General features: G+C 53.6%; 22 protein-coding genes. 5 read left to right on the forward strand and 17 right to left on the reverse strand.

The features are described 5' to 3' along the window. Positions 1–30: 30 nt before the first annotated feature. Positions 31–1,719 (forward strand): acyl-CoA synthetase, encoded by a 1,689-nt coding sequence (locus tag LPB67_RS16780; protein ID WP_262838437.1) that lies wholly within the window; start codon positions 31–33, stop codon positions 1,717–1,719. A 171-nt stretch (positions 1,720–1,890) separates the two neighbouring features. Here the strand turns inward: LPB67_RS16780 and LPB67_RS16785 are convergent, their stop codons facing one another. The 3 genes from LPB67_RS16785 to LPB67_RS16795 all read right to left on the reverse strand — a co-directional run bounded on the left by LPB67_RS16785 (position 1,891) and on the right by LPB67_RS16795 (position 4,312). After that, complete coding sequence (locus tag LPB67_RS16785) at positions 1,891–2,238, reverse strand: GFA family protein (protein WP_262838438.1); 348 nt, start codon at positions 2,236–2,238, stop codon at positions 1,891–1,893. Between the two features lie 214 nt (positions 2,239–2,452). Next, a complete protein-coding gene (locus LPB67_RS16790; protein ID WP_262838439.1) occupies positions 2,453–3,412 on the reverse strand; it encodes a flagella assembly protein FlgT middle domain-containing protein in 960 nt (319 codons plus the stop codon). 39 nt (positions 3,413–3,451) lie between these two features. After that, positions 3,452–4,312 carry a ferritin-like domain-containing protein gene (locus tag LPB67_RS16795; protein WP_262838440.1) on the reverse strand — a complete coding sequence of 287 codons (861 nt, stop codon included), beginning with the start codon at positions 4,310–4,312 and terminating at the stop codon, positions 3,452–3,454. Positions 4,313–4,381: 69 nt separating this feature from the next. On the opposite strand from LPB67_RS16795, the gene LPB67_RS16800 reads away from it, so the two are divergent. Continuing rightward, positions 4,382–4,906, forward strand: a complete 525-nt coding sequence (locus LPB67_RS16800; protein ID WP_262838441.1) for a gamma carbonic anhydrase family protein — start codon at positions 4,382–4,384, stop codon at positions 4,904–4,906. Between the two features lie 63 nt (positions 4,907–4,969). After that, entirely contained in the window at positions 4,970–5,896 is a 927-nt protein-coding gene (gene hslO / locus LPB67_RS16805) for an Hsp33 family molecular chaperone HslO (protein ID WP_262838442.1), read from the forward strand. A 51-nt stretch (positions 5,897–5,947) separates the two neighbouring features. Here the strand turns inward: hslO and ftsB are convergent, their stop codons facing one another. From ftsB to metE, 9 genes are all read right to left on the reverse strand, one after another. Beyond that, positions 5,948–6,283, reverse strand: coding sequence for a cell division protein FtsB (ftsB, locus tag LPB67_RS16810; protein WP_262838443.1), 336 nt, complete (start codon positions 6,281–6,283; stop codon positions 5,948–5,950). 70 nt (positions 6,284–6,353) lie between these two features. Further along, positions 6,354–7,637, reverse strand: a complete 1,284-nt coding sequence (gene eno / locus LPB67_RS16815) for a phosphopyruvate hydratase (protein ID WP_262838444.1) — start codon at positions 7,635–7,637, stop codon at positions 6,354–6,356. A gap of 267 nt (positions 7,638–7,904) precedes the next feature. Continuing rightward, positions 7,905–8,759, reverse strand: coding sequence for a 3-deoxy-8-phosphooctulonate synthase (gene kdsA, locus LPB67_RS16820; RefSeq protein ID WP_262838445.1), 855 nt, complete (start codon positions 8,757–8,759; stop codon positions 7,905–7,907). 10 nt (positions 8,760–8,769) lie between these two features. Next, entirely contained in the window at positions 8,770–10,419 is a 1,650-nt protein-coding gene (locus LPB67_RS16825) for a CTP synthase (RefSeq protein WP_262838446.1), read from the reverse strand. A 137-nt stretch (positions 10,420–10,556) separates the two neighbouring features. Continuing rightward, complete coding sequence (locus tag LPB67_RS16830; RefSeq protein WP_262838447.1) at positions 10,557–11,456, reverse strand: lipid A deacylase LpxR family protein; 900 nt, start codon at positions 11,454–11,456, stop codon at positions 10,557–10,559. Between the two features lie 55 nt (positions 11,457–11,511). Further along, positions 11,512–12,330 carry an alpha/beta fold hydrolase gene (locus tag LPB67_RS16835; RefSeq protein WP_262838448.1) on the reverse strand — a complete coding sequence of 273 codons (819 nt, stop codon included), beginning with the start codon at positions 12,328–12,330 and terminating at the stop codon, positions 11,512–11,514. 27 nt (positions 12,331–12,357) lie between these two features. Further along, positions 12,358–14,892, reverse strand: a complete 2,535-nt coding sequence (locus tag LPB67_RS16840) for a DNA internalization-related competence protein ComEC/Rec2 (RefSeq protein WP_262838449.1) — start codon at positions 14,890–14,892, stop codon at positions 12,358–12,360. Positions 14,893–14,895: 3 nt separating this feature from the next. Continuing rightward, positions 14,896–15,702 carry a TatD family hydrolase gene (locus tag LPB67_RS16845; RefSeq protein ID WP_262838450.1) on the reverse strand — a complete coding sequence of 269 codons (807 nt, stop codon included), beginning with the start codon at positions 15,700–15,702 and terminating at the stop codon, positions 14,896–14,898. Between the two features lie 204 nt (positions 15,703–15,906). Beyond that, positions 15,907–18,204, reverse strand: coding sequence for a 5-methyltetrahydropteroyltriglutamate--homocysteine S-methyltransferase (gene metE, locus LPB67_RS16850; RefSeq protein WP_262838451.1), 2,298 nt, complete (start codon positions 18,202–18,204; stop codon positions 15,907–15,909). Between the two features lie 111 nt (positions 18,205–18,315). On the opposite strand from metE, the gene LPB67_RS16855 reads away from it, so the two are divergent. Continuing rightward, on the forward strand, positions 18,316–19,236 hold the full coding sequence (locus LPB67_RS16855) for a LysR family transcriptional regulator (RefSeq protein ID WP_262838452.1): 921 nt from the start codon (positions 18,316–18,318) through the stop codon (positions 19,234–19,236). 19 nt (positions 19,237–19,255) lie between these two features. On the opposite strand, the gene rraA is transcribed toward LPB67_RS16855, so the two are convergent. Then, positions 19,256–19,750: a ribonuclease E activity regulator RraA gene (gene rraA, locus LPB67_RS16860; protein ID WP_262838453.1), complete on the reverse strand. Its 495-nt coding sequence runs from the start codon at positions 19,748–19,750 to the stop codon at positions 19,256–19,258. A 230-nt stretch (positions 19,751–19,980) separates the two neighbouring features. Continuing rightward, a complete protein-coding gene (locus LPB67_RS16865) occupies positions 19,981–21,210 on the reverse strand; it encodes an MFS transporter (RefSeq protein ID WP_262838454.1) in 1,230 nt (409 codons plus the stop codon). Between the two features lie 283 nt (positions 21,211–21,493). On the opposite strand from LPB67_RS16865, the gene LPB67_RS16870 reads away from it, so the two are divergent. Further along, positions 21,494–22,279 carry an AraC family transcriptional regulator gene (locus LPB67_RS16870; RefSeq protein WP_262838455.1) on the forward strand — a complete coding sequence of 262 codons (786 nt, stop codon included), beginning with the start codon at positions 21,494–21,496 and terminating at the stop codon, positions 22,277–22,279. A 55-nt stretch (positions 22,280–22,334) separates the two neighbouring features. Here LPB67_RS16870 and LPB67_RS16875 read toward each other — a convergent pair whose 3' ends face one another. From LPB67_RS16875 to LPB67_RS16885, 3 genes are all read right to left on the reverse strand, one after another. Beyond that, on the reverse strand, positions 22,335–22,628 hold the full coding sequence (locus tag LPB67_RS16875) for a GYD domain-containing protein (RefSeq protein ID WP_262838456.1): 294 nt from the start codon (positions 22,626–22,628) through the stop codon (positions 22,335–22,337). 489 nt (positions 22,629–23,117) lie between these two features. Next, a complete protein-coding gene (locus tag LPB67_RS16880; RefSeq protein WP_410482755.1) occupies positions 23,118–23,648 on the reverse strand; it encodes a hypothetical protein in 531 nt (176 codons plus the stop codon). Positions 23,649–23,652: 4 nt separating this feature from the next. Beyond that, positions 23,653–24,816 carry an MGDG synthase family glycosyltransferase gene (locus LPB67_RS16885; protein WP_262838457.1) on the reverse strand — a complete coding sequence of 388 codons (1,164 nt, stop codon included), beginning with the start codon at positions 24,814–24,816 and terminating at the stop codon, positions 23,653–23,655. Between the last annotated feature and the right edge of the window lie 332 nt (positions 24,817–25,148).

Raw genomic sequence — 25,148 nt, forward strand, 5'->3', positions numbered from 1 at the left:
CGACCGTTCGATAATTATACCGGAGTCAGGATGAGTCAGAAAAAAACGTATTCGCATACCCCCGCCATCGGCGCTGTTGATCGCTACCAGGAGCTATACCAAAACTTCCACTGGGACGTCCCGGCACAATTCAATATCGCGGAAGTATGCAGCCAGCGCTGGAGCAAGGACAGCGGGCGGATCGCGATTCATTTTGAAGATGCCGAAGGCAACACCAGCAGCTTGAGTTATGCCGAACTGCAAGCGCAGGCCAACCAGTTATCGAATCTGCTGCGCGAGCAAGGTGTGCAGCCCGGCGACATCGTCGCCTACATCCTGCCGCAACGCCCCGAGACCGCGATCAGCGTGATTGCCTGTCTGCAGATGGGCGCAATTGCAATGCCGCTGTCATTTTTATTCGGCCCTGAAGCCCTGGAATATCGCCTGCAAAATAGCGAAGCCGTAGCCCTGATCGTGGATCAAAGCGGTATCGAAGCGTATTGGCAAATCCGCGACACCTGCCCTGCGCTGAAGACCCTGATCACCCTGCAATGCAAAGCCGAAGATGCCCTGATCTGGTCGCAAACCGTTCCGCTCAGGTCGGATCGCTTTGATCCCGTCAGCACTAAAGCGACTGATCCCGCGATTTTGATCTACACCAGCGGCACCACGGGTGCGCCCAAGGGCGCGCTGCTCCCGCATTCGGCGATCATCGGCAACCTGACTGGCTTTGTCGCTTCGCAAAACTGGTTTCCCCAACCCGGCGACGTATTCTGGTCGCCCGCGGATTGGGCATGGACCGGCGGCTTGATGGATGCGCTGTTACCGACACTGTATTTTGGCCAGCCTATCGTTGGCTACCAGGGACGTTTTAGCTCAGAGACGGCTTTTTATCTGATGGAAAAATATCAGGTAACCAACACCTTCCTGTTCCCGACCGCACTCAAAATGATGATGAAAGCCTGCCCCGAACCCAAGTCGCAATACCGGCTCAAGCTGCGCAGCATCATGAGCGCCGGTGAAGCGGTCGGTGATGCCGTGTTCAACTGGTGCAATAGCGCTCTGGGCATCATCCCGAATGAAATGTTTGGACAAACCGAGATGAACTACATCGTCGGCAACAGCATCCAGCAATGGCCGGCCAAACCGGGCAGCATGGGACGCCCGTATCCCGGTCATAGAGTGGCGATTATCGATGACGACGGCAATGAAGTCGGCGCTCATCAGGTCGGCGAAGTCGCGATGCATCGCCTGGATATTCACGGACAAGCCGATCCAGTGTTCTTTCTCAATTATTGGAAAAACCCAGAAGCGACACGCAACAAATTCACCGGCAACTGGTGCCGCACAGGCGATCTGGCCTTGCGTGATGAAGATGGCTACCTCTGGTACCAAGGCCGTGCCGACGACATGTTCAAGGCCGCAGGCTATCGGATCGGCCCGTCAGAAATTGAGAACTGCCTGGTCAAGCATCCGGCCGTCGCTAACGCCGCCGTCATACCCAAGCCGGATAAGGAACGCGGCAACGTCGTCAAAGCCTATGTGGTCCTGAGCAGCGGCTATGAAGGGAATGCAGAGCTGGTCGCAGAACTGCAAACGCATGTACGCGGCAAGCTCGCCCCTTACGAATATCCGCGAGAAATCGAATTCATCGCAGCATTGCCGATGACCACGACGGGCAAGGTGCAACGTCGGGTTTTGCGCTTATTGGAAGAAGAAAGAGCTGCGGCGAAAATTTAATTGTCACTCATAACGTCCCAACTCGCGAGTTCTAGCCGATCACTTTGGCTGGAACCTAGGTTGGGTTATCAGCCCAACACTTACTACCCGAAGAATACGTTGGGCTGATAAAACGTGGCGTGGCCTAGCCTACGAACTGTCGGCCGCCCAATACCTGTGCCGTACGCTTTCTCAGAGTTCACGCCCATTGAAGTGCTGAACCTTCAATGCCGGCAAATCTACGCCGTCAAGGCAACGCACATTGATTGCCGCCATCTCCTGACCGGACGGCGAAATACCTTCACCAAACGGATGAATTCCACATGAGGGGCAAAAATGATGCTTTATGACGTGCTTGTTGAACGTATAAGTGCTCATCTTTTCCGGTGGCGTGAGCAATGTCATTGCCTGCCTCGGAACGAACCACATCAAAGTGCCTTTGCGTTGGCACATAGAGCAATTACACGACATGACTTCTGGAATTTCCCCCTCAACCTCGAAGGCAATCTGGCCGCAATGGCAACTTCCCTGGTATTTCATTGGTTTTACTCCGTTCGAATCGCCCAGTGATCGAGAGACACCGTTAGCGCATTGAAAGACTGCCTCTCGCAAACTTCGGACGACGTGCGAAAAAACTCGATGGCATTTTATGAAATCTAATTTTTTTTACCGTGTAAAAACAAAAATTTAGCAGGAATGTGGATTACGACCGTTGCGCAAAGCAATCAATCAGACTTTCCTTACAGACCCCAGACTACCGCCCGACAAGGCTCTCTACCCTCACGATATCGCCGACTTTTACTTCGCTCACTTTAGTGTCCGCCGACAGTTCGGCTACCGATAAAGTCTTTTGACTTCTAATCACGGCCAGCGTACCGAGGCGGCGCTCCTGATGTTCGATGGAAGTATGCGCCATCCCTTGCGCCGACAAATTGATTTGCCGGCCGAAGACGGCGAACATATCGCCTGGCAGGACAGTGGAATTAGCTCCCGCATCGAGCATCACTTCGCCATCCGGATTGACCTGGATAATTTTTGCGTAAAAGCGGATTGGCTCTAAATCCTTGACTATCATGTGCGTCGCCTGTTCCAGCAACTGGTCAAATGCCTTGCCGTAAGGCGTTGCAAAGAAGGCGTTGCTGGCAAACGGTTTATCCTTGCCTACTAAGATTTCTTGATCGACGATCTGACTGAGTCTATGTTGACCCAACAGACTGCCGCTGGCCACATCATGCAATTCGACTTGCAATATTAAGTGGCGTTTTTTGTTTTCTACCAGGCCCCAGAATTTTTTTTCAGTGACGACGTTGGCATCGATTAGGGTGCCGGATAGTACGAATTGACTGTCGTATTGGGTTCCCAATTGATGTAATAACTGGATCGAGGGAGCTTCAGTCTCGTAATTAAATGACAGCACATTGGGTGACAGCCGGATCAGGAATCCTTGCGTCAGATAGAGCCGGTGTAATAACTCTTTGGGAAAATTCTGACCAACTGCGTCGAGATCATCGACCTGGACATTTTTATTCACAGCGAATGCCGTCGCCAGAATTTTCTTTTTAAACTTCCGCTCGGGCGCTCGATAGTCGCTGGCTGGCGCTGGCATTTCTGTGGCTTGCTGCGGCGGTGCAAGGGACATCGATGTTGTCGTTGTCTGGCCGAGGGTAAGCTGCGCAAGCAGCAGGCCCATGAGCAGCGCGATGAGGTTTTTCATGATGTTGACCTCTGCAATTCAATCGTGTTGGATAAAAATTTAAGCCTGCAATGCCGTCAATTCAGCTTCGCTAAAACCGGCTGCGCGTCGTGCTTCAAGATTAAACGGCCCGCGCATTTGCGGCGCTCTGTATTGCTGCGCCAGGGCCGCATAGGTGGCCACCGGCTCCAGTTTCCTTAATTCACATAAGTAGGCAAACCAGCGATTGCCTATCATCACATGACCGATCTCATCGCGCAAGATAATGTCCAGTATCTCCGCCGCCGCGATATCTTTGGCTTGCGCCAGTTTGGCTCGCACCGCGGGCGTCGCATCCAGTCCGCGCGCCTCCATGGTACGCGGCACCAGCGCCATCCTCGCCAGCACGTCCTGCTGGGTTTTCTCGGCCAGCTCCCACAGGCTGTGGTGTGCGGGGAAGTCGCCGTATTGATAACCGAGTACGCGCAAATGATCTGCCAGCAAACTGAAATGGTAAGCCTCTTCTTGCGCCACTTGTAACCAATCGACGTAATAGTCGGGCGGCATATCGGCAAAGCGCCAGATCGCATCGAGCGCAAGATTGATCGCATTGAATTCGATGTGCGCAAGCGCGTGAATCAACACCGCACGCCCCTCCACCGTATTCATGGCTCTGCGCTTGACTTGCAGCGGCGGCACCAGTTCCGGTTTCTCGGGGCGACCCGGAATGGGCTGATCTGCCGCGATAGTCGCAGAGACATCCAGGTTCAGGCGCCCTTCCAGCCAGGCTTGACGTAACTTCAATACGCCATCGACTTTGGCCGTGATATGCGATTCCGCCAGCAAGTTCAGTGCAGCCTGGCGCACATCATCCGTTTTAGCGTGAATAAGCTCGGTGTTTGCACGATCTGGGGCAATTGCGGAAGGATTTGCGGTGGACATCGGTGAGTTCATACAAGGAGCGTTAAAATAGAGGGATTTACAGCAGCTTCTCTATTTTACGGAAAAATCATGGCGATATACCAGTTAGGCGACGTTGCACCAGAAATAGATCCGAGTGCCTATATAACGGACACGGCCAATATCATTGGCAAAGTGAAAATTGAAGCTTTCGCCAGTGTCTGGTTCGACGTCACGATACGCGGCGATAACGAATTGATCACCATCAGCGAGAACAGCAATGTACAGGAAGGTTCGATTTTGCATACCGATCCGGGCTTCCCTCTGCTCGTCGGCAAAAACGTGACCATCGGCCATCAGGCGATGCTGCACGGCTGCACGATAGGCGAAGGCTCGCTGGTCGGCATCCAGGCCGTCATCCTGAATGGCGCCAGGATCGGTAAAAACTGCCTGGTCGGTGCGGGCGCCCTGGTCACCGAAGGTAAAGAATTTCCCGATAATTCATTAATCATAGGTTCGCCGGCAAAAGCGGTCCGTACCCTGAATGAAGAAGATGTCGCTCGCATGCACGGCAACACCGAGAACTATGTGCGGCGCGGACAATCGTTTAAAACCGAACTGAAACGCATCGCCTGAAGCGTCAAGAATTCAAAAAGATAGCAGCCACATCAAGAAGCAAGGTCAAGTAAAAACACATCTATGCAAGATTCATTACAAAAATTCATGTTTGAACATGCCGGCGTTCGCGGCGAGCTCGTCGAAATATCGAACACCTGGCAACAAATTTTGTCGCGCCAGAATTATCCGCAAGCCGTCAAAACCATACTCGGCGAACTCACTGCTGCATCAGCTTTGCTATCTGCGAATCTAAAATTCGACGGCACCATGATCATGCAGATTCATGGCGACGGCCCGTTGAAATTATTAGTCGTCGAATGCAATGACCAACTGCATATCCGTGCCACGGCCAAGCTGGCACCGAATGCCGTCATACCTGACGATGCCAGCCTGACGGACTTGATTCATGCGCACGGTGAAGGTCGCTTTGTGATCACGCTGGATCCGAATGACAAACTGCCGGGACAGCAAGCGTATCAGGGCATCGTGCCTATCGATGGCGAAAGCGTCGCCGTCATCATTGAAAACTACATGATGCGTTCCGAGCAGCTCGATACCAAATTATGGCTGGCAGCCGATGACCAGGTCGCCCGCGGCATGCTGCTGCAAAAACTGCCGAAACATGGCGGCATCGAAGCCACCGTTGAAGATGAAACTGAAGCCTGGAACCGTGCGGTCGTATTAGGCAGCACCCTGAAGCAAGATGAGTTATTGAGCACCGATATAGAAACCTTGCTGCATCGCCTGTTTTGGGAAGAAACTATCCGGGTTTTCGAACCACAACATCCGGAATTCCGTTGTAATTGCACACGCGAAAAAGTCGGCGACATGTTGCGCATGTTGGGTGAGACAGAAATTAAAACCGCGATAGAAGAGCTCGATAAATTGGATATTCATTGCGACTTTTGCGGCAAACACTATGGCTTTGACAAAGTCGATTGCGCACAATTATTCACGGCGAATACCCTGGTCGAAGCAACCAGCACAATCAGCCAGAGCAAGCACTGAAATAGCGCAAGACGAAAAAATAACGGCAATCAAATAAAAAACGCTGCGGACTTATCTCGCAGCGTTTTCTTTTTGAGGGTTTGGCGAGGCCGTTTCTGTTTTTTGTAGCGCACTGCCCGGAGCGAGGATCTGCACAAAAATCTCGTCTTTCTTGATCATCCCCAACTCAAAGCGGGCGCGTTCTTCGACGGCGCCGGTTCCGGTTTTTAAATCCTGTACCTCGGATTCGAGTTTGCTATTGCGTTCTTTTAATTCGTCATTGTGCTTTTGTACTTGCGCGACTTGTTTATCCAGCTCCCAGACACGCAGCCAGCCGCCCTTACCCAGCCAGAGCGGGAATTGGATGAGCAAGAGTAATGCAGCAAGTGATAACGCGATCAGACGCATCGGATAAAAGCAGCCAGAAAAATAAAAAGTCAGCAAAAAGGGGAACGCCGTTCCCCTTTTTTATTGACGCTTACTTCAGATTATAGAATGCATCGCGACCAGGATAGCTGGCGATATCACCCAGATCTTCTTCAATCCGCAGCAATTGATTGTACTTTGCCATACGATCTGAACGGGACATAGAGCCAGTCTTGATTTGCAGGGCATTGGTACCGACGGCGATGTCGGCAATCGTGCTGTCTTCGGTCTCGCCCGAGCGATGCGAGATCACGGCGGTGTAACCGGCGCGCTTGGCCATTTCAATCGCAGCAAACGTCTCGGTCAAGGTACCGATCTGGTTGATCTTGATCAGGATGGAATTGGCGATCCCTTTTTGTATGCCTTCTTTGAGGATCTTGGTATTGGTCACGAACAAGTCATCGCCCACGATCTGGACTTTCTTGCCGAGTTTTTCAGTCAGGATCGCCCAACCGTCCCAATCGCCTTCTGCCATACCGTCTTCGATCGAGATGATAGGATATTTGTCGACCCAGGTTGCCAGCAGATTGGTGAAATCGGTAGAAGATAAAGTCAGACCTTCGCCTTCGAGGTGATATTTGCCGTCTTTGTAGAATTCACTTGCTGCGCAATCCAGGCCCAGGGCGATTTGCGTGCCTGGCTCATAGCCCGCCGCTTCAATCGCCTGGATGATCATCTTGATTGCAGATTCATGGTTCTCTACGGAAGGTGCAAAACCGCCTTCATCACCTACGGCGGTCGTCAGGCCTTTGTCATGCAGGATTTTTTTCAATGCATGAAACACTTCTGCGCCGTAACGGATCGCTTCACGGAAAGAAGGCGCGCCGACCGGAATAATCATGAATTCTTGAATATCCAGATTGTTGTCTGCATGTGCGCCGCCGTTGATGACGTTCATCATCGGCACCGGCAATTGCATCGCGCCTGAACCGCCGAAATAACGATATAGCGGCAAACCGGCTTCTTCTGCGGCGGCTTTGGCCACCGCCATCGAAACGGCCAGGATCGCATTGGCACCGAGGCGCGCTTTGTTTTCTGTGCCGTCCAGATCGATCAGGGTACGGTCCAGGAAGGCTTGTTCATTGGCATCCAGACCCATGATCGCTTCGGCGATTTCGGTATTGATGTGTTCGCAGGCCTTTAATACGCCCTTGCCCAGGTAGCGAGATTTGTCACCGTCACGCAATTCAATCGCTTCGCGGGAACCTGTGGATGCGCCCGATGGTACGGCGGCACGACCCATGACGCCGGATTCCAGCAAGACATCACATTCAACTGTTGGATTGCCGCGTGAATCAATAATTTCACGACCGATAATGTCAACGATGGCACTCATTCATTTCTCCTAAACAATCAATATAGCGAACAAAATTTCAACAAGATGCAAAGTCAGTTCTGAAAACATGCACTCAAAGTCGGCCGTCCGGATCGGTACAGGCTGCCAGATAAAAATCATGATCTTGTTTGTCACGATCAAAGCTTTGTTTGAAAAATGCAAAGCTCACATCATCGACAATTTTTATCTTCACCATCCCTGTATCAGGTTGAAACAAGGGCGGGACTACGCAATACAACGCTTCAGACAACTCAAGACGACTGACAATTACGCAAAACTGGATTCCAGGAACCCATTCTTTTTCACCACGCGATCAAGTTCGATCAGGGTAGATAACAATTCTTTCATGCGACCGAGCGGCACGGCATTCGGGCCGTCTGACATCGCTTTAGCCGGATCCGGATGGGTTTCCATAAACAGACCGGAGATACCGACAGCCACCGCCGCACGCGCCAATACCGGCACGAACTCACGCTGGCCGCCGGAGGTCGTGCCCTGCCCGCCTGGCAATTGTACGGAATGGGTGGCATCGAATACCACCGGACAATTGGTCTCGCGCATGATGGCCAAAGAACGCATATCGGACACCAGATTGTTGTAGCCAAAAGAAGCACCGCGCTCGCACGCCATGAAATTATCTTCCGGCAAGCCAGCCGCTTTCGCCGCAGCACGCGCTTTGGCGATCACATTGACCATGTCATGCGGTGCCAGGAACTGGCCTTTTTTGATGTTCACCGGCTTGCCGGAACGTCCGCAGGCTTCGATGAAATCGGTTTGACGGCACAGGAAGGCCGGTGTCTGCAAGACATCGACCACCGCTGCGACCGGCGCGATCTCATCAATTTCGTGGATATCGGTCAGTACAGGCACCTGCAATTGCTTCTTCACATCGGCCAGAATCTCCAGGCCTTTTTCCATGCCTAAACCGCGGAAAGAAGAGCCGGAAGAACGATTGGCTTTATCGAAAGATGATTTGTAAATGAAAGGAATGCCGAGTGCGGCTGTCATTTCTTTCAAGGCACCTGCGGTGTCGAGCGCCATCTGATGCGACTCGATCACGCAAGGGCCGGCAATCAGGAAAAATGGATGGTCCAGGCCGACGTCAAATCCACAAAGTTTCATGTTGTATTCCTTAAGCTTTTTTGTTCGCTAACTTATGCGCAAGCGCTGCCTTGGCAAAAGAGATGAACAAAGGATGACCGTCACGCGGGGTCGACTTGAATTCCGGATGATATTGCACACCCAGGTACCAAGGATGCGAATTCGCGCCTTCGCGTGGCAATTCCATGATTTCGCACAAATCTTCGGTCGGCGTACGGGCGGAAACGATCAGGCCAGCCTGTTCGACACGGCCAAGATAATGGTTATTTGCTTCATAACGATGACGATGACGCTCAGTCACGACATTGCCGTAGATCTCGGCAGCCAGAGTGCCTGGCTTAATCGCACAGGTCTGTGCGCCCAGGCGCATAGTACCGCCCAGATCTGAATTTTCATCACGGGTTTCGACTTTGCCGTCATGGTTTTGCCATTCATTGATCAGCGCAACCACGGGTTGTTCCGTTTCCGGATCAAACTCGGTTGAGTTGGCGGCAGTCAAACCGGCTTTGTTGCGCGCATATTCAATCAGGGCGACCTGCATACCGAGGCAGATGCCGAGGTAAGGGATTTTGTTCTCGCGGGCGAAGCGCGCCGCAATGATCTTGCCTTCGACGCCTCGTTTGCCGAAACCGCCCGGCACCAGAATCGCATCATATTTTTCCAGTGACTTGGTACCGTGCGCTTCGATCTCTTCGGAATCGACATACTCGATATTCATGCGGCTCTCCGTATGAATACCGGCGTGACGCAAAGCTTCGGTCAGGGATTTATACGACTCGGTCAGGTCGACATATTTGCCGACCATACCTATGGTGACTTCTTCTTTTGGATTTTCCAGTGCGTAGATCAGCTTGTCCCACATGGTCAAATCGGCTGGCTTCGGCTCCAAGCCCAGCTTGTCGCAGACGATGCGATCCAGGCCCTGGTCATGCAACATTTGCGGGATCTTATAGATTGTGTCGGCGTCCCAGACAGAGATCACGGCCTCTTCAGGCACGTTGGCAAACAAAGAAATCTTGGCGCGTTCATCATCAGGAATCGGGCGATCGGCGCGGCACAACAAGGCATCCGGGAAAATACCGATTTCGCGTAATTTTTGTACGCTGTGTTGTGTTGGCTTAGTTTTTAACTCACCCGCTGCGGCGACGTAAGGCACCAGCGTCAGATGCACGAATGCCGCCGCATTGCGACCGGCACGCAGACTTAATTGACGTGCCGCTTCGAGGAAAGGCAATGACTCGATATCGCCGACAGTACCGCCGATTTCTACCAGTGCGACATCGTAACCAGTCGCACCGCGATGGATGAAGTCCTGAATCTCATTGGTGATATGGGGGATGACCTGGACGGTTTTGCCGAGGTATTCGCCGCGACGTTCTTTGCGAATCACGGATTCGTAAATTTGACCGGTGGTGAAGTTATTCACTTTCTTCATTTTTGAAGAAATGAAACGCTCGTAATGACCCAGATCCAGATCAGTTTCAGCGCCGTCATCGGTCACGAAAACTTCGCCGTGTTGAAATGGGCTCATGGTACCCGGATCAACGTTGATGTACGGATCGAGTTTGAGCATGGTGACTTTGAGACCGCGCGATTCAAGGATCGCAGCGAGGGAGGCGGCAGCTATGCCTTTGCCTAAGGAGGAAACGACGCCCCCGGTAACGAATACAAACTTAGTCATTGCAGAAGGTGCCAGACGGCACGAGCGGGAAATTCGAATTATACCTCAAACAGCGCCACGCTCCCAAGCATTAGATAAAATCATGCCTGATTTCTCTGCGGCTTGCTGCGATTGATTACGCCCTATCGCCAACTGACTTACATCGCATAGACAAATTGCAATCTGGCAAAATTTTGCGCGCCCGATCCATTTGACAGTTCTTTAATTTCATTGCTGCGACGGAGTATCGATGCACTTGCGCCGTAGCTGCCAGCGCGCCAGATATAACCGAGTTCCAGCTCGCCCACGCTGCGTTTGGCTGTAACGCCGGTTGGCTGATGATTGAAGTAACCGCCCTGCAAGGTCGCATTGTAGCCAACCAGTTTTGCTTCGCCGCGCAAAAACGCATAACTGGCGGCCTGCTGCGGCAAGGCATTCAAGCTGCCCAAGCGCAAGCTGACGTCAGTCGCGGCATCGGTAAAGATATTCCCGAATCGCCCTTTCAGGCGCGGAGCGAAATCCATGCCCGGCATCAGCGTCCAGCGTGCCGGCGTCCACTCACCCGAAGCGACCATACCCCACTCATTGCGCAACTGGGTACTCCAGCCTTGCGGCAAGGGTTGCCTGATCAGTCTATGCAAGTGGGTTTGCGCCCATTCCCCGCCGGCACACGGGCCAAGACAGCCGACATCAAGACCGATCCGGCTAGCCGCACCACCGGCATCATTGACTTCACGATAGGCACCCGCAAACAGCCATCCGGCATACGGGTGATCATTTTTTGCGATTTGATTTGGCAATAAATTGATGTCGGAAGACGTATATAAATCCTGGCCCAGCTGCCAGCCGTAACTGATGGCCTGCTTCGCGCTACTGAGCACATAGCTCGTTGCGATACGGTTGCCGCTGGTATAAAAACCATCGTCTTTTTTCAGCAGCAGGCTATCGTTATCGATGGTCAACTGCAGTACCGTCGCGCCCTTGGCATGCACTTCCTGCCACTCATTCCAGGACAATCCTTCTGCGTATGAAAGTGAGGTCGCCAACAATAGACTCATCGAAAGTACCGCATGCAACTTCTGTTTTGAAAAAGTCCGTGTCATATTTATTCGCTTATTTCGTATTGATCAAAGATTGAATCATCGCATGCGTCGCAGCCGCCGCCTGCTCAGGCACTTCCATCGGCAGTAAATGCCCCGCCACGATTTGCACAAAATTTTCGCCGACTAATTTGCGGGTGGCCGCCAAGCCTGCCTGCCGGCATTCTACGGATTCGGTACCGCCGACAAAACCGATAGGCACCTTCAAGCCCTTACGCGCCAGATAACCCAGACCGTCCGGCAAGGTCGAATAAATCGCAGTCTCGATCTCGCGGGTGAAGCGCAAGGTCACTCCCTCACCGCTCTCGTTCGCTTTAATGCCTGCCTGTATATAGTCACGCAACACTTCCGGCGGCCAGATCGCGAACATCTCCTTGCTTGCAAAATGCCGGTAAGCCTCTTCAGCATCGTTCCATTGATTGCGGCGTTTTTCTGAAAAGCGGGCGGGTGAGAACTTCTTGTCCAGACCGATGAATTTAAACCATCTCAACATCATGGCACGCCAGCCGCCGACTAAAGGCGAATCCAGCGTCACCACACAACGCACCAGATCCGGCCTGGCCTTGGCGACCATCATGGACAATATGCCGCCGAGGGAATGTCCAAGCAAGATCACCGGTTCCTGGTACCGTGCGGTTAAGGTATCAATCAACTCCTGCACCAGATGCGGCCAGCCATCCGTCACTGGATACGCCGGATTATGTCCATGCAGCGGCAAAGCCTGTATATCGTAATGAGGACGCAAAAAATCAAAAAATACGCGGTAGGTCCCGGCAGGAAAACTATTTGCATGGGCAAAATGTACGACAGGTTTAGCAGAGTCAATGGGCATGGTCAGGAAAAGCGTAGTCAGCGATGTTCAGCGGTGATACCAATAGCGGGCATGTTCGCTACGATAGGCGGAAAAACCTAATTCAGCCCCGAATTGTAATGTGATTGCGCCTGATTCGTCTGTCCTTAGACGGTTTATTCCAAATTCGCCATAGCGATCAAACACGTCCTGTTTAGGATGGTGATAACGATTCAGGTAGCCGACCTGAAAAATGGCGAGGCCGGGATGGACCGCTTTCAAAAATGCTGGTGTCGATGACGTACCGCTGCCGTGATGCGGCGCCAATAATACATCGGCAGCCAATTTCGCCGGGATGGTATGGATCAGCTCATCCTCCTGTATCGCCTCTATATCACCGGGCAATAACATCGAATGGGATTTGGTAGAAATCTTCAAGGTGCAGCTACGCGCATTCGGCTTCCATTTTTGGCTGGCATAACTCGCCTCCCCCGGCTGAAGCATTTCAAAATCGACGCCATCCCAGGACCAGCGCTGGCCTGCAATACAAGGCCGATGGTGATGGGCGGCCTGCACAATCGCACTGTCTTTTGCCAATGAACTGCTGACCCAGGCAATTGGCATTTCCTTAAAAATACTCAGGGCGCCGCCGGAATGATCATTGTCGTTATGCGAGATAACTACGCCATCCAGACGACTGATCCCGCGTGCGCGCAGGTACGGCAATATCACCCGGCTGCCGCCGTCGGATTCCGGCGAATATGCAGGTCCGGTGTCGTACAACAAACGATGATCGGAAGTCTCAATCAACAGCGCCATACCCTGCCCCACATCAAGCGCAGTAACGGTCATCTGCTGTCCCTCAGGATGACTGGCCTGGTGCAAGACCAAAGGTAAGCAGCAAAATGCGCCAAACCATCGCAGGGGCCAACCGCGCGGCGCCAGCATCCAGCATGCGCCCAGCATCGCAATCGCTGCCATCCACCAGGGCGGCACCGGCGTCGCCCACACCGCGAATGCCTGCCCGCTCAGATACGTCAAGACCGAAGCCAGCAGCGACACGCAAGCGTGCGCGAGCGCCAGCACCCAGCCAGCGATTGGCAAAGGCAAGATGCTGCCGATCAAGGCCAGCGGCGTCGCAATAAAACTCACCACGGGAATCGCCACCGCATTGGCGATCGGACCGATCAGCGAAATCTGACCGAATAACAGTAAAGTCAGAGGGATCAAACCTATCGTCACCACATATTGGGTATGCGTCGCCGCATGCCATAGTTGCTTGAGCTGCGTACGGCGATTATCCGGTTTGGCTGGCTGAGCGCGCCCCACCGACGCAAATAAAATCATTGCCACTGCGCCAAACGACAACCAGAAACCCGGCCACAATACCGCCCAGGGATCGAGCACAACCACCAGCCCCAGCGCCACACACAATACATGCGAGATGCTGGTCAAGCGTCCAGACCACAAGGCGAACGCAACCACGCTGAGCATATACAGGGTGCGCTGGGCCGGCACACCAAAACCGGTCAGCGCAACATACAACAAGGCCATCAATGCACCGGCAATCGCAGCGGCTTTTTGCGCGGGCAAACGCAGCGGCAAAGGGACATTCAAATAATCGACCAGGAAAAACGAATGCCGCCACAACCAATACAGCAGACTCGCAAACAACCCGGCCACCATCGTGATATGTAAACCTGAAATGGAAAAAAGATGACCCACGCCGGTACGGTTAAAGATTTTCCAGTCGGATTGCCCTACTTCACGCTGGTCGCCCATCACCAGAGCGACGATCACACCGGCATACGGCGCCTGCGGCAAGGCCGCATGTATCCGGTCGCGCAGCAGTCCTCTGGCGCGCTCCACCAGATTGCCGACACGCCAGACAAAGCCATCCAATCTTTGATTCGACAGGGCAGACGAATCTGCGCTGGGTGAGCGTATTTCACTTACCGGGCGTACTGTTCCGGTAGCACGCAAACCCTGCTCCAGCAGCCACACCTCATAGTCAAAACCCTCGGGATTCATGTTGCCGTGCGGTCGCTTCAGGCGCACAGTCAAGCGCCAGCGCTCGCCCGGCTGAACATCGGCGACCTGATCATTCAAGTCGTCATGACGATCGACATCGTGATTGCCGCGAAGCGGCGCATACCAGGACAGGGCTAGCTTCGGCGGCAATGGCGCTGTGTCAGCGCCCTCCGGCAAAACCTGCTCAACCAAAAAATTAAAGCGCACTCCGCGTTCGAAGCGAAAAGGCAAGCTATCGATCGTGCCGATCACGGTGACATCGCGCCCTTCCCATGCGCTGGGCAGCTCTTGCGCCAGATACCAGTGCGCAAACAAACTCGCCCAGACAAAACCCAGACCGGTAAAAGACAGTCCGGTAAAAAAAGACCGTAAAAGAGAGATGAAGGACGAGGCCGTTTCTTGCGCACTTTGTTGCTTGAGGAAACGTTGAAGAAAACGCTGAAGGAAGCGCATCAGAGCCAATAACAACGCACTGCACAACATCAGCGCAAACAGAGGCAAGTAATCCAGCAAACGGGCTTGCTGCTGCAAACCAACGACACCAATCACAAAACTGATGATCGCCAGCCGCATGCCTTAGCCGATCCGCATCCGCGGCAACACCTCGCAGGCATTGGCACTGGTTTGGGTAGCGACCTGCTCGAGTGTCAGTCCGCGCAATTCAGCCAGCACCGCACCGATCTGCGGCAACTCCGCCGGACTATTGATGGTCGGATGCAGCCAGCTTGGTGAAAGGTCCGGCGCATCGGTTTCTAAAACGAGGGCAGTCAAAGGAAGCTGCGTCGCCAGCCGGCGGATTTGCAAGGCACGGGTATAAGTCATCGCGCCGCCAAAACCGAGTTTGAATCCCAGATCGATAAAGGTCTGCGCCTGTTGCTGACTGCCATTAAACGCATGGGCAATACCGCCCGGCACTTTGATGCGGCGCAGGTATTTGAGTATCGCATCCTGCGAACGACGGACATGCAGCAAGACCGGCAAGCCGAAATCGCGCGCCAGCTTCAGTTGTTCGCTGTAAAAAAATTCCTGCTTTTCACGTAAAGGCGATTGCGTCAGTTCAGGCACAAAAAAATCCAGGCCGATTTCGCCAATCGCCACGAAGCGGCCTGGATTATCAGGCGCGGACATCAATTGCCCGACTCTTGAGCGCAAGGCGAGCAAATCGTTTTCGTGAGCGTCAGGAACATACATGGGATGGATGCCCAGCGCGTAGAAGCAGTCGCTGCGCTGTCTTGCCAGGCCGGCGACGGTGTCGAAATTACTGGGGTGCACCGCTGGAATCACGATGCCGGACACGCCTTTTTCCGACGCAGTTTGTGCGACCGCTAATGATGCGCCCTGAAATTCGCACGCATCCAGATGGCAATGAGTATCCAGCCACATTACGCTGATACCGGCAATAGGCGGGACAAGATGTTGGAATGGATATGCATGCAGGGATTATGCCCGGATGCGTTTTACCCAGTCAACCAGGGTTTAATTTTTACAAGGACCCGTCTGCAACCGCAATGTCCATGCGGGTTACCAGCCTGGCAGGCCCGCAACCCGCATCCCTGCTGCGGTTTGCGCCTGCCCTGTTTATTTATCTCAACAGCAATCGAGATGTTCCTCATGATCCGCAACCGATGCGCGCAAGAGTCTGGCGGCTTGCACCATGTTCTCCAAAGCGGCCATCGTCTCCGGCCAGTCGCGGGTTTTCAGGCCGCAATCGGGGTTGACCCAGAGTCGCCGGTCCGGCAATACGCTGCGGGCTTTTTGCAGTAGCCTTTGCATCTCGGTGACTTTGGCCACGCGTGGCGAGTGGATGTCATACACGCCGGGGCCGATGTCGTTCGGATAGGCGAAATCACCAAAACCCTCCAGCAATTCCATATCCGAGCGCGAAGTTTCTATCGTGATGACATCGGCGTCCATCGCCGCGATCCACGGCAGGATATCGTTGAACTCCGAATAGCACATGTGGGTATGGATCTGCGTATCGTCGGCGACGCCGGATGCGCTGATCTTGAAGGCGCGCACGGCCCAGTCGAGATAGGCAGGCCAGTCCGCACTGCGCAAAGGCAGTCCCTCGCGGAACGCCGGTTCGTCTATCTGTATCATGCCGATGCCGGTTTTTTCCAGATCGGTGACTTCGTCGCGCAAGGCCAGGGCGATCTGCAAAGCGGTGGTGGCACGCGGCTGATCGTCGCGCACAAACGACCATTGCAACATCGTGACCGGCCCCGTCAGCATGCCCTTCATCGGCTTGTCGGTCAGACTTTGGGCGTAGATGCTCCATGCCACCGTCATGGCTTCGGGGCGATACACGTCGCCGTAAATAAATGGCGGCTTGACGCAGCGCGAACCATAACTTTGCACCCAGCCGTTTTGCGTAAAACCGTAGCCCCAAAGCTGTTCGCCAAAATACTCGACCATGTCATTGCGTTCCGGTTCGCCGTGTACCAGCACATCGATGCCGAGTTGCTCCTGCTTCTCCACCACCAGGCGAATCTCGGCACGCATCGCCTCCAGATAATCGAGATGCGTCAAATCGCCGCGCTTGTAGCTGGCACGCGCCTGGCGGATCGCCTTGGTTTGCGGGAAGGAGCCGATGGTCGTGGTCGGGAACAAAGGCAATTGAAACCGCGCTTGCTGCTTGCCGATGCGCTCATTAAAGGCGCTGTTGCGCTCGGCATCGGCAGCGCTGATGGTCGCCAGCCTTTGCTGCACCAGAGGATTATGAATCCGGGTCGACGTCGCTCGCGTATGACGGGCGATTTGCGCCGCATTGAAGTGTGCCGACACCGATGCTGTCCGGCCGTTCAAGGCTTGTTTCAGCGCATGAATTTCATCTAGCTTTTGTGCGGCAAACGCCAGCCAGCTTTTCAGTTCGGCATCCAGTCCGGTCTCGGTCGCCAGATCGACCGGCACATGCAATAAAGAACAGCTGGAGGCAATCCACAATTGATCGCCCAATACTTGCTGCACGGGTTGGAGTTGTTTCAGCAAGGCCGACAAATCGGCCCGCCAGATATTGCGGCCGTCAATCACACCGGCAGACAGCACGCGGCCCTGCGGCCAGTTTGCCAGTAAAGCATCGAGTTGTTGCGGCGCCCTGACCAAATCGAGATGGACGCCCGCGACGGGTAAGCGATGCAGCAAGTCCGCATGATCGCCGACCGATTCAAAATAACTGGTCAGCAGCAATTTCGGCGCATGTTTTTCCAGCGCGACATAGGCGACTTGCAAGGCATTTTGCCATTGCTGATCGAGATCCAGGGACAGGATGGGTTCGTCAATCTGTACCCATTCGACACCCGCCGCCTTCACCCTGGCCAGTAATTGCTGATACGCGGGAACGATCTTGTGCAGGAGATCGAGTTTGTGGGACAGGCCGTTTTTGATCTTGCCGAGATACAGCAAAGTGACCGGACCGATCAGCGTGACTTTGGCGCTGTGACCCAGGGCCTGCGCTTGCGCCAGCTCATCGAATAAACAATCGACGCCGCCATCGAAACACGTATCGGCAGTCCATTCCGGCACGAGATAGTGGTAATTGGTGTCAAACCATTTGGTCATCTCCATCGCGACCTGGGCGCTATTGCCGCGCGCCGCGCAGAAATAATCGGCCAGACTGACTGCACGCGCCTCAAAGCCGAAACGGGTCGGCAACGCTCCCAGCAAGGCTAATGTGCTGAGCACCTGGTCGTACCAGGCGAAGTCGCCGACACTGACCAGGTCCAGCCCCGCCTGCTGTTGCAGCGCCCAATGACGGGCGCGCAGCTCGCCGCCGATATCGCGTAAGGCCTCCTCGGACAATTCATTGCGCCAGAAAGCCTCTTGGGCAAATTTCAATTCACGCTGCGCGCCTATGCGCGGGAAACCCAAAATATGTGCAGATACCATGACAACTCCTTTTAATCTTTTAAGTGTTGCCATGATGGTTGAGTGTCGATTATGATTCAAACGATAAATTTTAAGAATTAACTTGAATTTTACTAATAATCATTCATCCCTATGCAATCCATCCTCGAAGTTCGTCACCTGAAAACCCTGCATGCCTTGCGCGAAGCCGGCAACTTGCTGCGTGCCGCAACCCTGCTGAATGTCACGCAATCGGCGCTTTCGCATCAGATCAAATTACTCGAGGAGCACCACGGCAGCGCCTTGTTTGAGCGCAAATCGACACCGATACGCTTTACCGCTGCGGGCGAAAGGCTGCTGCAGCTCGCCGACGCCGTGTTGCCGCAGATCGCCAATACCGAACGCGATCTGGCGCGGCTGGCGCAAGGCGTCGCCGGACAATTACGGATCGCCGTCGAATGTCATACCTGCTTTGATTGGCTGATGCCGGCGATGGATGTGTTCCGCCAGCGCTGGCCCGAAGTCGAGCTGGATATTGTGTCCGGCTTCCAGGCCGATCCGGTCGGCCTGCTGTACAACAGCCGCGCCGATGTGGCGATCGTGTCCGAGATTGATCATGACGAGAGCATCAGCTATCAACCGCTGTTCCGCTTCGAGATTGTCGCGCTGCTCGCCAAGGATCATGCGCTGGCCGGCCGCGATTATCTGGTGGCACAGGATTTTGCGACCGACACCTTGATCACCTACCCGGTGCCGGATGAGATGCTGGATATCGTGCGGCAAGTGTTGAAACCCGCCGGCATCGACACCACCCGCCGCACCACCGAACTGACGGTCGCCATGCTGCAGCTGGTGGCCAGCAAACGCGGCATCGCGACGCTGCCGGTATGGGCTGCGCAAAATTACGTGAACCGCGATTATGTCCTGCCGAAACGGATTACCGCCGGTGGCTTAACCGGCAAGCTCTACGCTGCCTGCCTGCCTGAGCTGGCAGACAAGGCGTATCTGACGGATTTTGTGAAAACCATACGGGAGAGCAGTTATTTGAATTTGCAGAGTGTGGAATTGATTTAGGGCGCGACATCACGTCAAGTCAACTCAAGGCCAGCGGCGACACAATCACCCCATCGGCATCGGCATAAATCCAGTCGCCGGGATTGACCGTGATACCGGCAAAATGTAGTCGCACATTCTCTTGGCCGGTATTCCGTTTGGCACTTTTTACAGGAAACGCAGCCAGCGCCCTGACCCCGATGTCGCAGGCATTGATCTCAGCGACATCGCGGATACAGCCATTCACGACGATGCCTGCCCAGCCGTTTTGCTCAGCGAGCTTGGCGAGATTGCCGCCGACCAGCGCACAACGAAAACTGCCGCCGCCGTCGATCACCAGCACATTGCCATGACCCGGCGTTTCCAGCTGATTGCGCACCAGCACGTTTTCTTCAAATAATTTCAGCGTGACGGCACGACCGGCGAACTGCGTATGGCGACCAAATTGCATAAAAATCGGCGGAAACACTTGCAGCTCACCGCTGGCAATCTTGTCTTCGTGGGCATCGCAGATATCACAGGTCAACAGGCTCATGGCGTTCTTTCAGGATGTTATTCAAAGCGATGGAATACATATACTCCCCTATTATTTTCATAAAACAAGCTTTATCCGCAATATTTATATGCGAGTCAAAAATATACTGATAAGGAGTATATGAATAAAGCGGATTAACGCGCTTACACCGACTATTCTAACCAGCTCACACTTTTTATCCAAGCCTCGCTGCCGGCGAAGCGACATTACGCGGGCAAGAAGTCCCGAATTTACGCCGCCAGCGCCCTGGCCTTGGTATTCGCCCCCACATTCACCGCCGTCAAAATCGCCATCACCTGGAACACCCCGATGCAGACAAAAATCCAACTGGGATGATGCGCATCCATGACAGCGCCGAACAACAGGGGCGAACACGCCAGCCCGGTATCGAGGCCCGAATACACCACGCCATACACGCGGCCGGTGGCGTTCTTCGGTGCCGCAGCACGGATCAGCAGATCGCGCGACGGTCCTGCAATACCCGAACCAAAACCGATTGCCGCCATCAGCACCACCGCCAAGGCCGGACCGACCCACCCGGTCGCCAGCAACAGCGCAAAACAGCCGGCGACCGAAAATGCCATGGTAATCGTGCGGTCATGCTGGGTCGTTTTAGCAGCGATAAAACCGCCCCACAACATGCCCGCAGCCGACGCCAGCATATATCCGGTGTAGGCCGCGGTCGCCCAGCCCAGCGACATGCCATACACTTCGCGCAAACTGACCGAGGCAAAACTCTGTATCCCGCCCAGCGCCATCGCCGTCATGAAGAAGAAGGCAAAGCACATCCAGACCGCCGGCAAACGCATGAAAGCCATCGTGCCTTCGATAGCTTTAACGGATAGCGCAGCGCCGCCAGTTACCGGATGCGGCATTTCTTCAGCTTGCAACACGTCGCGATACACAAACAGAATCGCCAACACAATGAATGGCAACAATGCCGCCGCCAGCAAAGCCGTACGCCATCCGGCAAAACCCGCAATACCGATCAAAAACACCGGTGCCGCCGCCCATCCCAGATTGCCGGTAATGCCATGCACCGAAAACGCGTAACCCAGTCGCGCTGCCGATACGCGCTTGTTCAGCAAGGTGTAATCGGAGGGATGGAATACGCTGTTGCCCAAGCCAGCCAGCATCGATCCGGCCAGCAGCATAGGATAATTTTGCGCAACGGATAAAGCCAGGGCCGACACGCCAAGACAGCTCACGCCAAAGAACAGTACCGCCCTCGCACCGAGTTTATCCACCACAAAACCCGACAAGGCCTGGCCTATGCCAGAGACGATAAAAAACACCGTCATCAGCAAACCCAGCTCGGCATACGACAGACTGAAAGCCTCTTTAATCCACGGAAATAGCGGTGCCAGGATCAGGTGAAAGAAATGCGAAATGCCGTGCGCCAGGCCGACCAGACCGATCACCAGGGCGTCTTGTTTTACATTGTTTGTTTGGGTAGTCATTGTCATTTTGTGTGTTGAATGATTGATGCAAATCGCCAATTATCGATACCAAAACGGCTCACCACACAGACACTGAAGCGCAGAGAACAAGCAAGAGGCAGGACACTATCCTGGGTCGCGACCTTGCTCTACTGCTGATCTTTCTGCGCCTCGGCGTCCGTGTAGTGGGAACAGTGTCGCTTTTGCGTCCATCCTGCCGAATTATTGAACACACAAAGTGTAAGCAAAATTACGTCGTCTGATTTAAGATAAATAGACAATTTTTATCTCAAAATAGACAAATATGCGCACGCCACCCCTGACCCATACTAACGCCCCGCCTGCCCGGCTATTCCCCAGCATCGAACGGCCAGTGCGGGTAGTCGCCCGGGATTTAGCCGCCGACGAACTGCTGCGGGCGCATCGGCATTCCTGGGGGCAGGTCACTTATGCCATCGACGGCGTGATGCAGGTATTTGCCAGAGACAGTACCTGGTTTGTGCCGCCGTTGCGGGCGATCTGGATACCGGCGAATGTGGAACATGAAGTCCGCACTTTAGAAAAAGCCCGTTTGCGGGCGATCTATATCCATCAGGATATGGTGCCTATCGCTGGCGATCAGTGCGTTGTGCTGGAGGTCTCGGCATTGATGCGCGAACTGGTAGTTGTGCTAGCCGAACACGATCAGGCAGGCGCGCGCGAAGATCATCTGGCGGCAGTATTGCTCGATGAATTGCGACTCGCAGAGAGCTTGCCAATGAATGTCGTGATGCCGCGCGATAAGCGTTTAAAAACTTTGTGCGCGGCATTGATCGAGGATCCGGCATCGAGCCTGACGCTGGCGGATTTTGCGCGGCAAGTCGGCGCATCGGCGCGCACCCTGGCGCGCCTGTTTGAACAGGATCTGGGGATGAGCTTCGGTAGCTGGCGTCAGCAAATGCGGCTGGCGCGCGCAGCGCCGCTGATTTCCAGCGGCCTGCCCTTATCACGTGTTGCTGCGGAATTGGGTTACACGAGTCAATCGGCTTTTTCGGCGATGTTCAAAAAAACCTTCGGCAAATCGCCGTCCGCTTTCTTTAAAACAAGCTAACGGGTTTAACCGGTCGATTCAATCAGCCCGGCAAAGTTGCCGTGGTATGCAACCCTTATCCTAATTTACTGAGAATGCCATTCATTTCATCTTTGGCAAAAGCTTTCAATGTCTGGCCTCGCACATTACCGGCTGCAGAGATTGCAAATCCGAATGCCGCCATGGAAGCGTCGTCTTCCGCCTCGCATACCGTGACCAGATCGTATTGCCCCATAGTCCAGTAAATAGTCTTCATGTTTACACCGAATTTCGCACCCAATTCTTTTGCGGCGTCGGCTCGCCTGGTTGTATCCTTAACAGTGCGCAGACCCTGATCGGTGAAATTGGCAAGCATGAGAAATGTCACCATGATAATCCTCCTTAAAATGATTAAGGGCATGTAGCCCAACTAGAAAAATTTCTAACGATCAAATCAAGGGCAAGAAAACCACCTGTGCATGCATCACTAAATAACAACTGCCCCGAACTTTAAGCGATAAAAAAATGAACTTGTGCGCGTAAATTCTTTTGCACAAATGTCAATTTAATAAGCGGCAATCGTTATTGGAAATTAAATTAATAAATCAATTTTGAAAATCAATCGACAAAATCTTTGCTTACTTATGCGTTAAATAAGTAAGTTCCAAGGCGGAATGAAATACACATAAATCTTGTTTATTTCGTGCTAGATAAGCGAAATCAAATGCTTTAATCGAAAGTAAACGATAAATTATTTTTTTATCGCTATGGAGTCATCCGCATTCATAGAAATATATTTCGCGTCCATATCTTTATGCCCCGGGATGAAGGATGTGACTGTATCCAGTCTGGAATATGCTCAGGAGCGGCAGTTTGATCGTCAGGCGCTTGAATTCTCCTGATTTTCTCTATAGGAAAACCAGAACAAGATGCATGCCAGCATCAAAAAAATCCAGTAGTCGACCGGTGCCAGCCACAGCCAATGCTTGTGCCATGCGATATGCGCGGGATCAAAGCGTGCCAGGCCAAACGCAGGATTCAGCGCAAACCACAAAAAATCTTCAACAATCCAAAACATCATGATGCTGGCAAGCGCACGCGCTTCCAGTCTGATGGTCCAGGTTTGAAAAAAGAAAAAAGGAAAATGAAAAACCAGCGAGATAAATGGAAATACCCAGGCGTGATAGCCGGTCATGGCACGACCGCCCCAAAAAATATCGAGCAACCAATGTTTCTCTATACGCCAGGTCGGCAGGTTCTCGCCCCAGCCCGCACTTCCCTCTATCTGTATCTCGGTCTGGGCAAAAAACAGTGCCAGCAAAGCGACCCAGGCCATCAGCATACCCCACCGCCGCCAGGGCTGCGATCGTTGCTGCGGGCGCCTCGTATCATGATTCCATGCTTCATTCATGCTTCTACTCGACTCCTGTTTCATCTGTTTTCTGTTGCGACAAATCTGCATGACAAACCTGTTCCAGCACCTGACGCGCCGCATCGGCACGGCCAAGCAAACTGGCCCTGGCGCGCATGTCGCTGAGTTTTTCTGGATGGGACAATAAATAACGCACCCGATATTCGAGCGTGACATCGTCGAAAGCTTTGAGAGCGACGCCTTGCTCCAGCAAATAATCGGCATTGCGTTCTTCCTGTCCGCGGATAGGTGCATTGACGATCATAGGCAAACCCATGGCCAGGCATTCGGAGGTCGTCAATCCGCCCGGTTTGGTCACCACCAGATCGGCGCAGGCCATCCACTGTTCGATATGATCGGTATATCCCTGCGCGACCAGGCGTCCCGGAAATTGGCCTGCCAATGCCGTCAGCGCTGCCAGCGTGCGGATATTTTTTCCCGCCATCGCGATCAATTGAAAATCTCCGTCTATCTTCAGCAGGCGTGCCGCAATCTGCTCCAGACTGCCCAGTCCTGCGCCGCCGCCCATCAGCAAAATAGTCGTGCGCAAAGGATCAAGCCCGAGCTGTCTTGCAGCCTCTGCGCGCTGCGGGCGCACCGCAAAGCCGGGCATGATCGGAATGCCCGACACGTGAATAGTCGCGGCGGCGATACCTTGGGCGCGCATACGAAAAGCCACCTCCTCGTTGGAGGCGAAATAACCCGTCATCCCCTCATGCACCCACATCCGGTGCAGATCAAAATCGGTGACCTGTACCCAGACCGGGCAATGCAGACGCTGCTTGCGCAGCAAGCGGGCCAGCATTTCCGCCGGCAAAAAATGCGTGCAGATAATCGCATCCGGATTGACCTTGGCAATTTCTTTTAACAGCGCACGTGCATTTAAGCGTTCCAGCGCGCGCCGCAATTGTTCTATCGTGCCATCGGCCTGCGCCTCATGCGAGACCTGATACAGATAGCCCCACAGCGTCGGCGCTTTATTGACCAGTTTGATATAAAAATCGGTATAGATTTTACGAAAACCGGCGGTCACATAATTCATCACATCGAGATGGGTCGCGACCACCTGGTAACGGGGATCGAGCGAATAAGCACGGATCGCCTCGGCCGCACGCATATGCCCGGCCCCCGCAGAAACGCTCAGTAACAGTATCTTTTTTTGTGTCATGGCGGCAGACAGAAGAAGATAGAATAAATCGGAAAATCCTTGTCCCATCGATGAGATCGCCGGATTGTAGTCGCCACATATGTCAAGCGTGTGATACAAGGCGCATCTGTACTTTATTGACAACAAACTATGCATCAGCCTGCGTTAAACCGTAAGATCCGGCAAATCGCTGGCCGCAGATTGTTCTATCAAGGCTGACGCAACACGCCAAGCCGTTTACCACCGTTCATATTGAACCCGCAGTCTGGATGCGGCTTTCAGAGCCATTTCGCGCCAGCAGGCGCATCTGGCTTGCGGCTTTGCTTTGATATCCACATGTGATGGAAGCAGTT

Source organism: Undibacterium sp. Jales W-56, from assembly GCF_025548535.1.
Taxonomy (GTDB): domain Bacteria; phylum Pseudomonadota; class Gammaproteobacteria; order Burkholderiales; family Burkholderiaceae_D; genus Undibacterium.

Coding starts and splice junctions, on each gene's coding strand:
- eno (WP_262838444.1), bottom strand. CDS start 7,637: ATGAGTGCCATCGTTGACATTATCGGTCGTGAAATTATTGATTCACGC.
- metE (WP_262838451.1), bottom strand. CDS start 18,204: ATGGTATCTGCACATATTTTGGGTTTCCCGCGCATAGGCGCGCAGCGT.
- kdsA (WP_262838445.1), bottom strand. CDS start 8,759: ATGAAACTTTGTGGATTTGACGTCGGCCTGGACCATCCATTTTTCCTG.
- LPB67_RS16785 (WP_262838438.1), bottom strand. CDS start 2,238: ATGAAATACCAGGGAAGTTGCCATTGCGGCCAGATTGCCTTCGAGGTT.
- LPB67_RS16855 (WP_262838452.1), top strand. CDS start 18,316: ATGCAATCCATCCTCGAAGTTCGTCACCTGAAAACCCTGCATGCCTTG.
- LPB67_RS16870 (WP_262838455.1), top strand. CDS start 21,494: ATGCGCACGCCACCCCTGACCCATACTAACGCCCCGCCTGCCCGGCTA.
- LPB67_RS16880 (WP_410482755.1), bottom strand. CDS start 23,648: ATGAATGAAGCATGGAATCATGATACGAGGCGCCCGCAGCAACGATCG.
- hslO (WP_262838442.1), top strand. CDS start 4,970: ATGCAAGATTCATTACAAAAATTCATGTTTGAACATGCCGGCGTTCGC.
- LPB67_RS16830 (WP_262838447.1), bottom strand. CDS start 11,456: ATGAGTCTATTGTTGGCGACCTCACTTTCATACGCAGAAGGATTGTCC.
- ftsB (WP_262838443.1), bottom strand. CDS start 6,283: ATGCGTCTGATCGCGTTATCACTTGCTGCATTACTCTTGCTCATCCAA.
- LPB67_RS16790 (WP_262838439.1), bottom strand. CDS start 3,412: ATGAAAAACCTCATCGCGCTGCTCATGGGCCTGCTGCTTGCGCAGCTT.
- rraA (WP_262838453.1), bottom strand. CDS start 19,750: ATGAGCCTGTTGACCTGTGATATCTGCGATGCCCACGAAGACAAGATT.
- LPB67_RS16845 (WP_262838450.1), bottom strand. CDS start 15,702: ATGTGGCTGGATACTCATTGCCATCTGGATGCGTGCGAATTTCAGGGC.
- LPB67_RS16825 (WP_262838446.1), bottom strand. CDS start 10,419: ATGACTAAGTTTGTATTCGTTACCGGGGGCGTCGTTTCCTCCTTAGGC.
- LPB67_RS16780 (WP_262838437.1), top strand. CDS start 31: ATGAGTCAGAAAAAAACGTATTCGCATACCCCCGCCATCGGCGCTGTT.
- LPB67_RS16865 (WP_262838454.1), bottom strand. CDS start 21,210: ATGACTACCCAAACAAACAATGTAAAACAAGACGCCCTGGTGATCGGT.
- LPB67_RS16835 (WP_262838448.1), bottom strand. CDS start 12,330: ATGCCCATTGACTCTGCTAAACCTGTCGTACATTTTGCCCATGCAAAT.
- LPB67_RS16885 (WP_262838457.1), bottom strand. CDS start 24,816: ATGACACAAAAAAAGATACTGTTACTGAGCGTTTCTGCGGGGGCCGGG.
- LPB67_RS16800 (WP_262838441.1), top strand. CDS start 4,382: ATGGCGATATACCAGTTAGGCGACGTTGCACCAGAAATAGATCCGAGT.
- LPB67_RS16875 (WP_262838456.1), bottom strand. CDS start 22,628: ATGGTGACATTTCTCATGCTTGCCAATTTCACCGATCAGGGTCTGCGC.
- LPB67_RS16840 (WP_262838449.1), bottom strand. CDS start 14,892: ATGCGGCTGGCGATCATCAGTTTTGTGATTGGTGTCGTTGGTTTGCAG.
- LPB67_RS16795 (WP_262838440.1), bottom strand. CDS start 4,312: ATGTCCACCGCAAATCCTTCCGCAATTGCCCCAGATCGTGCAAACACC.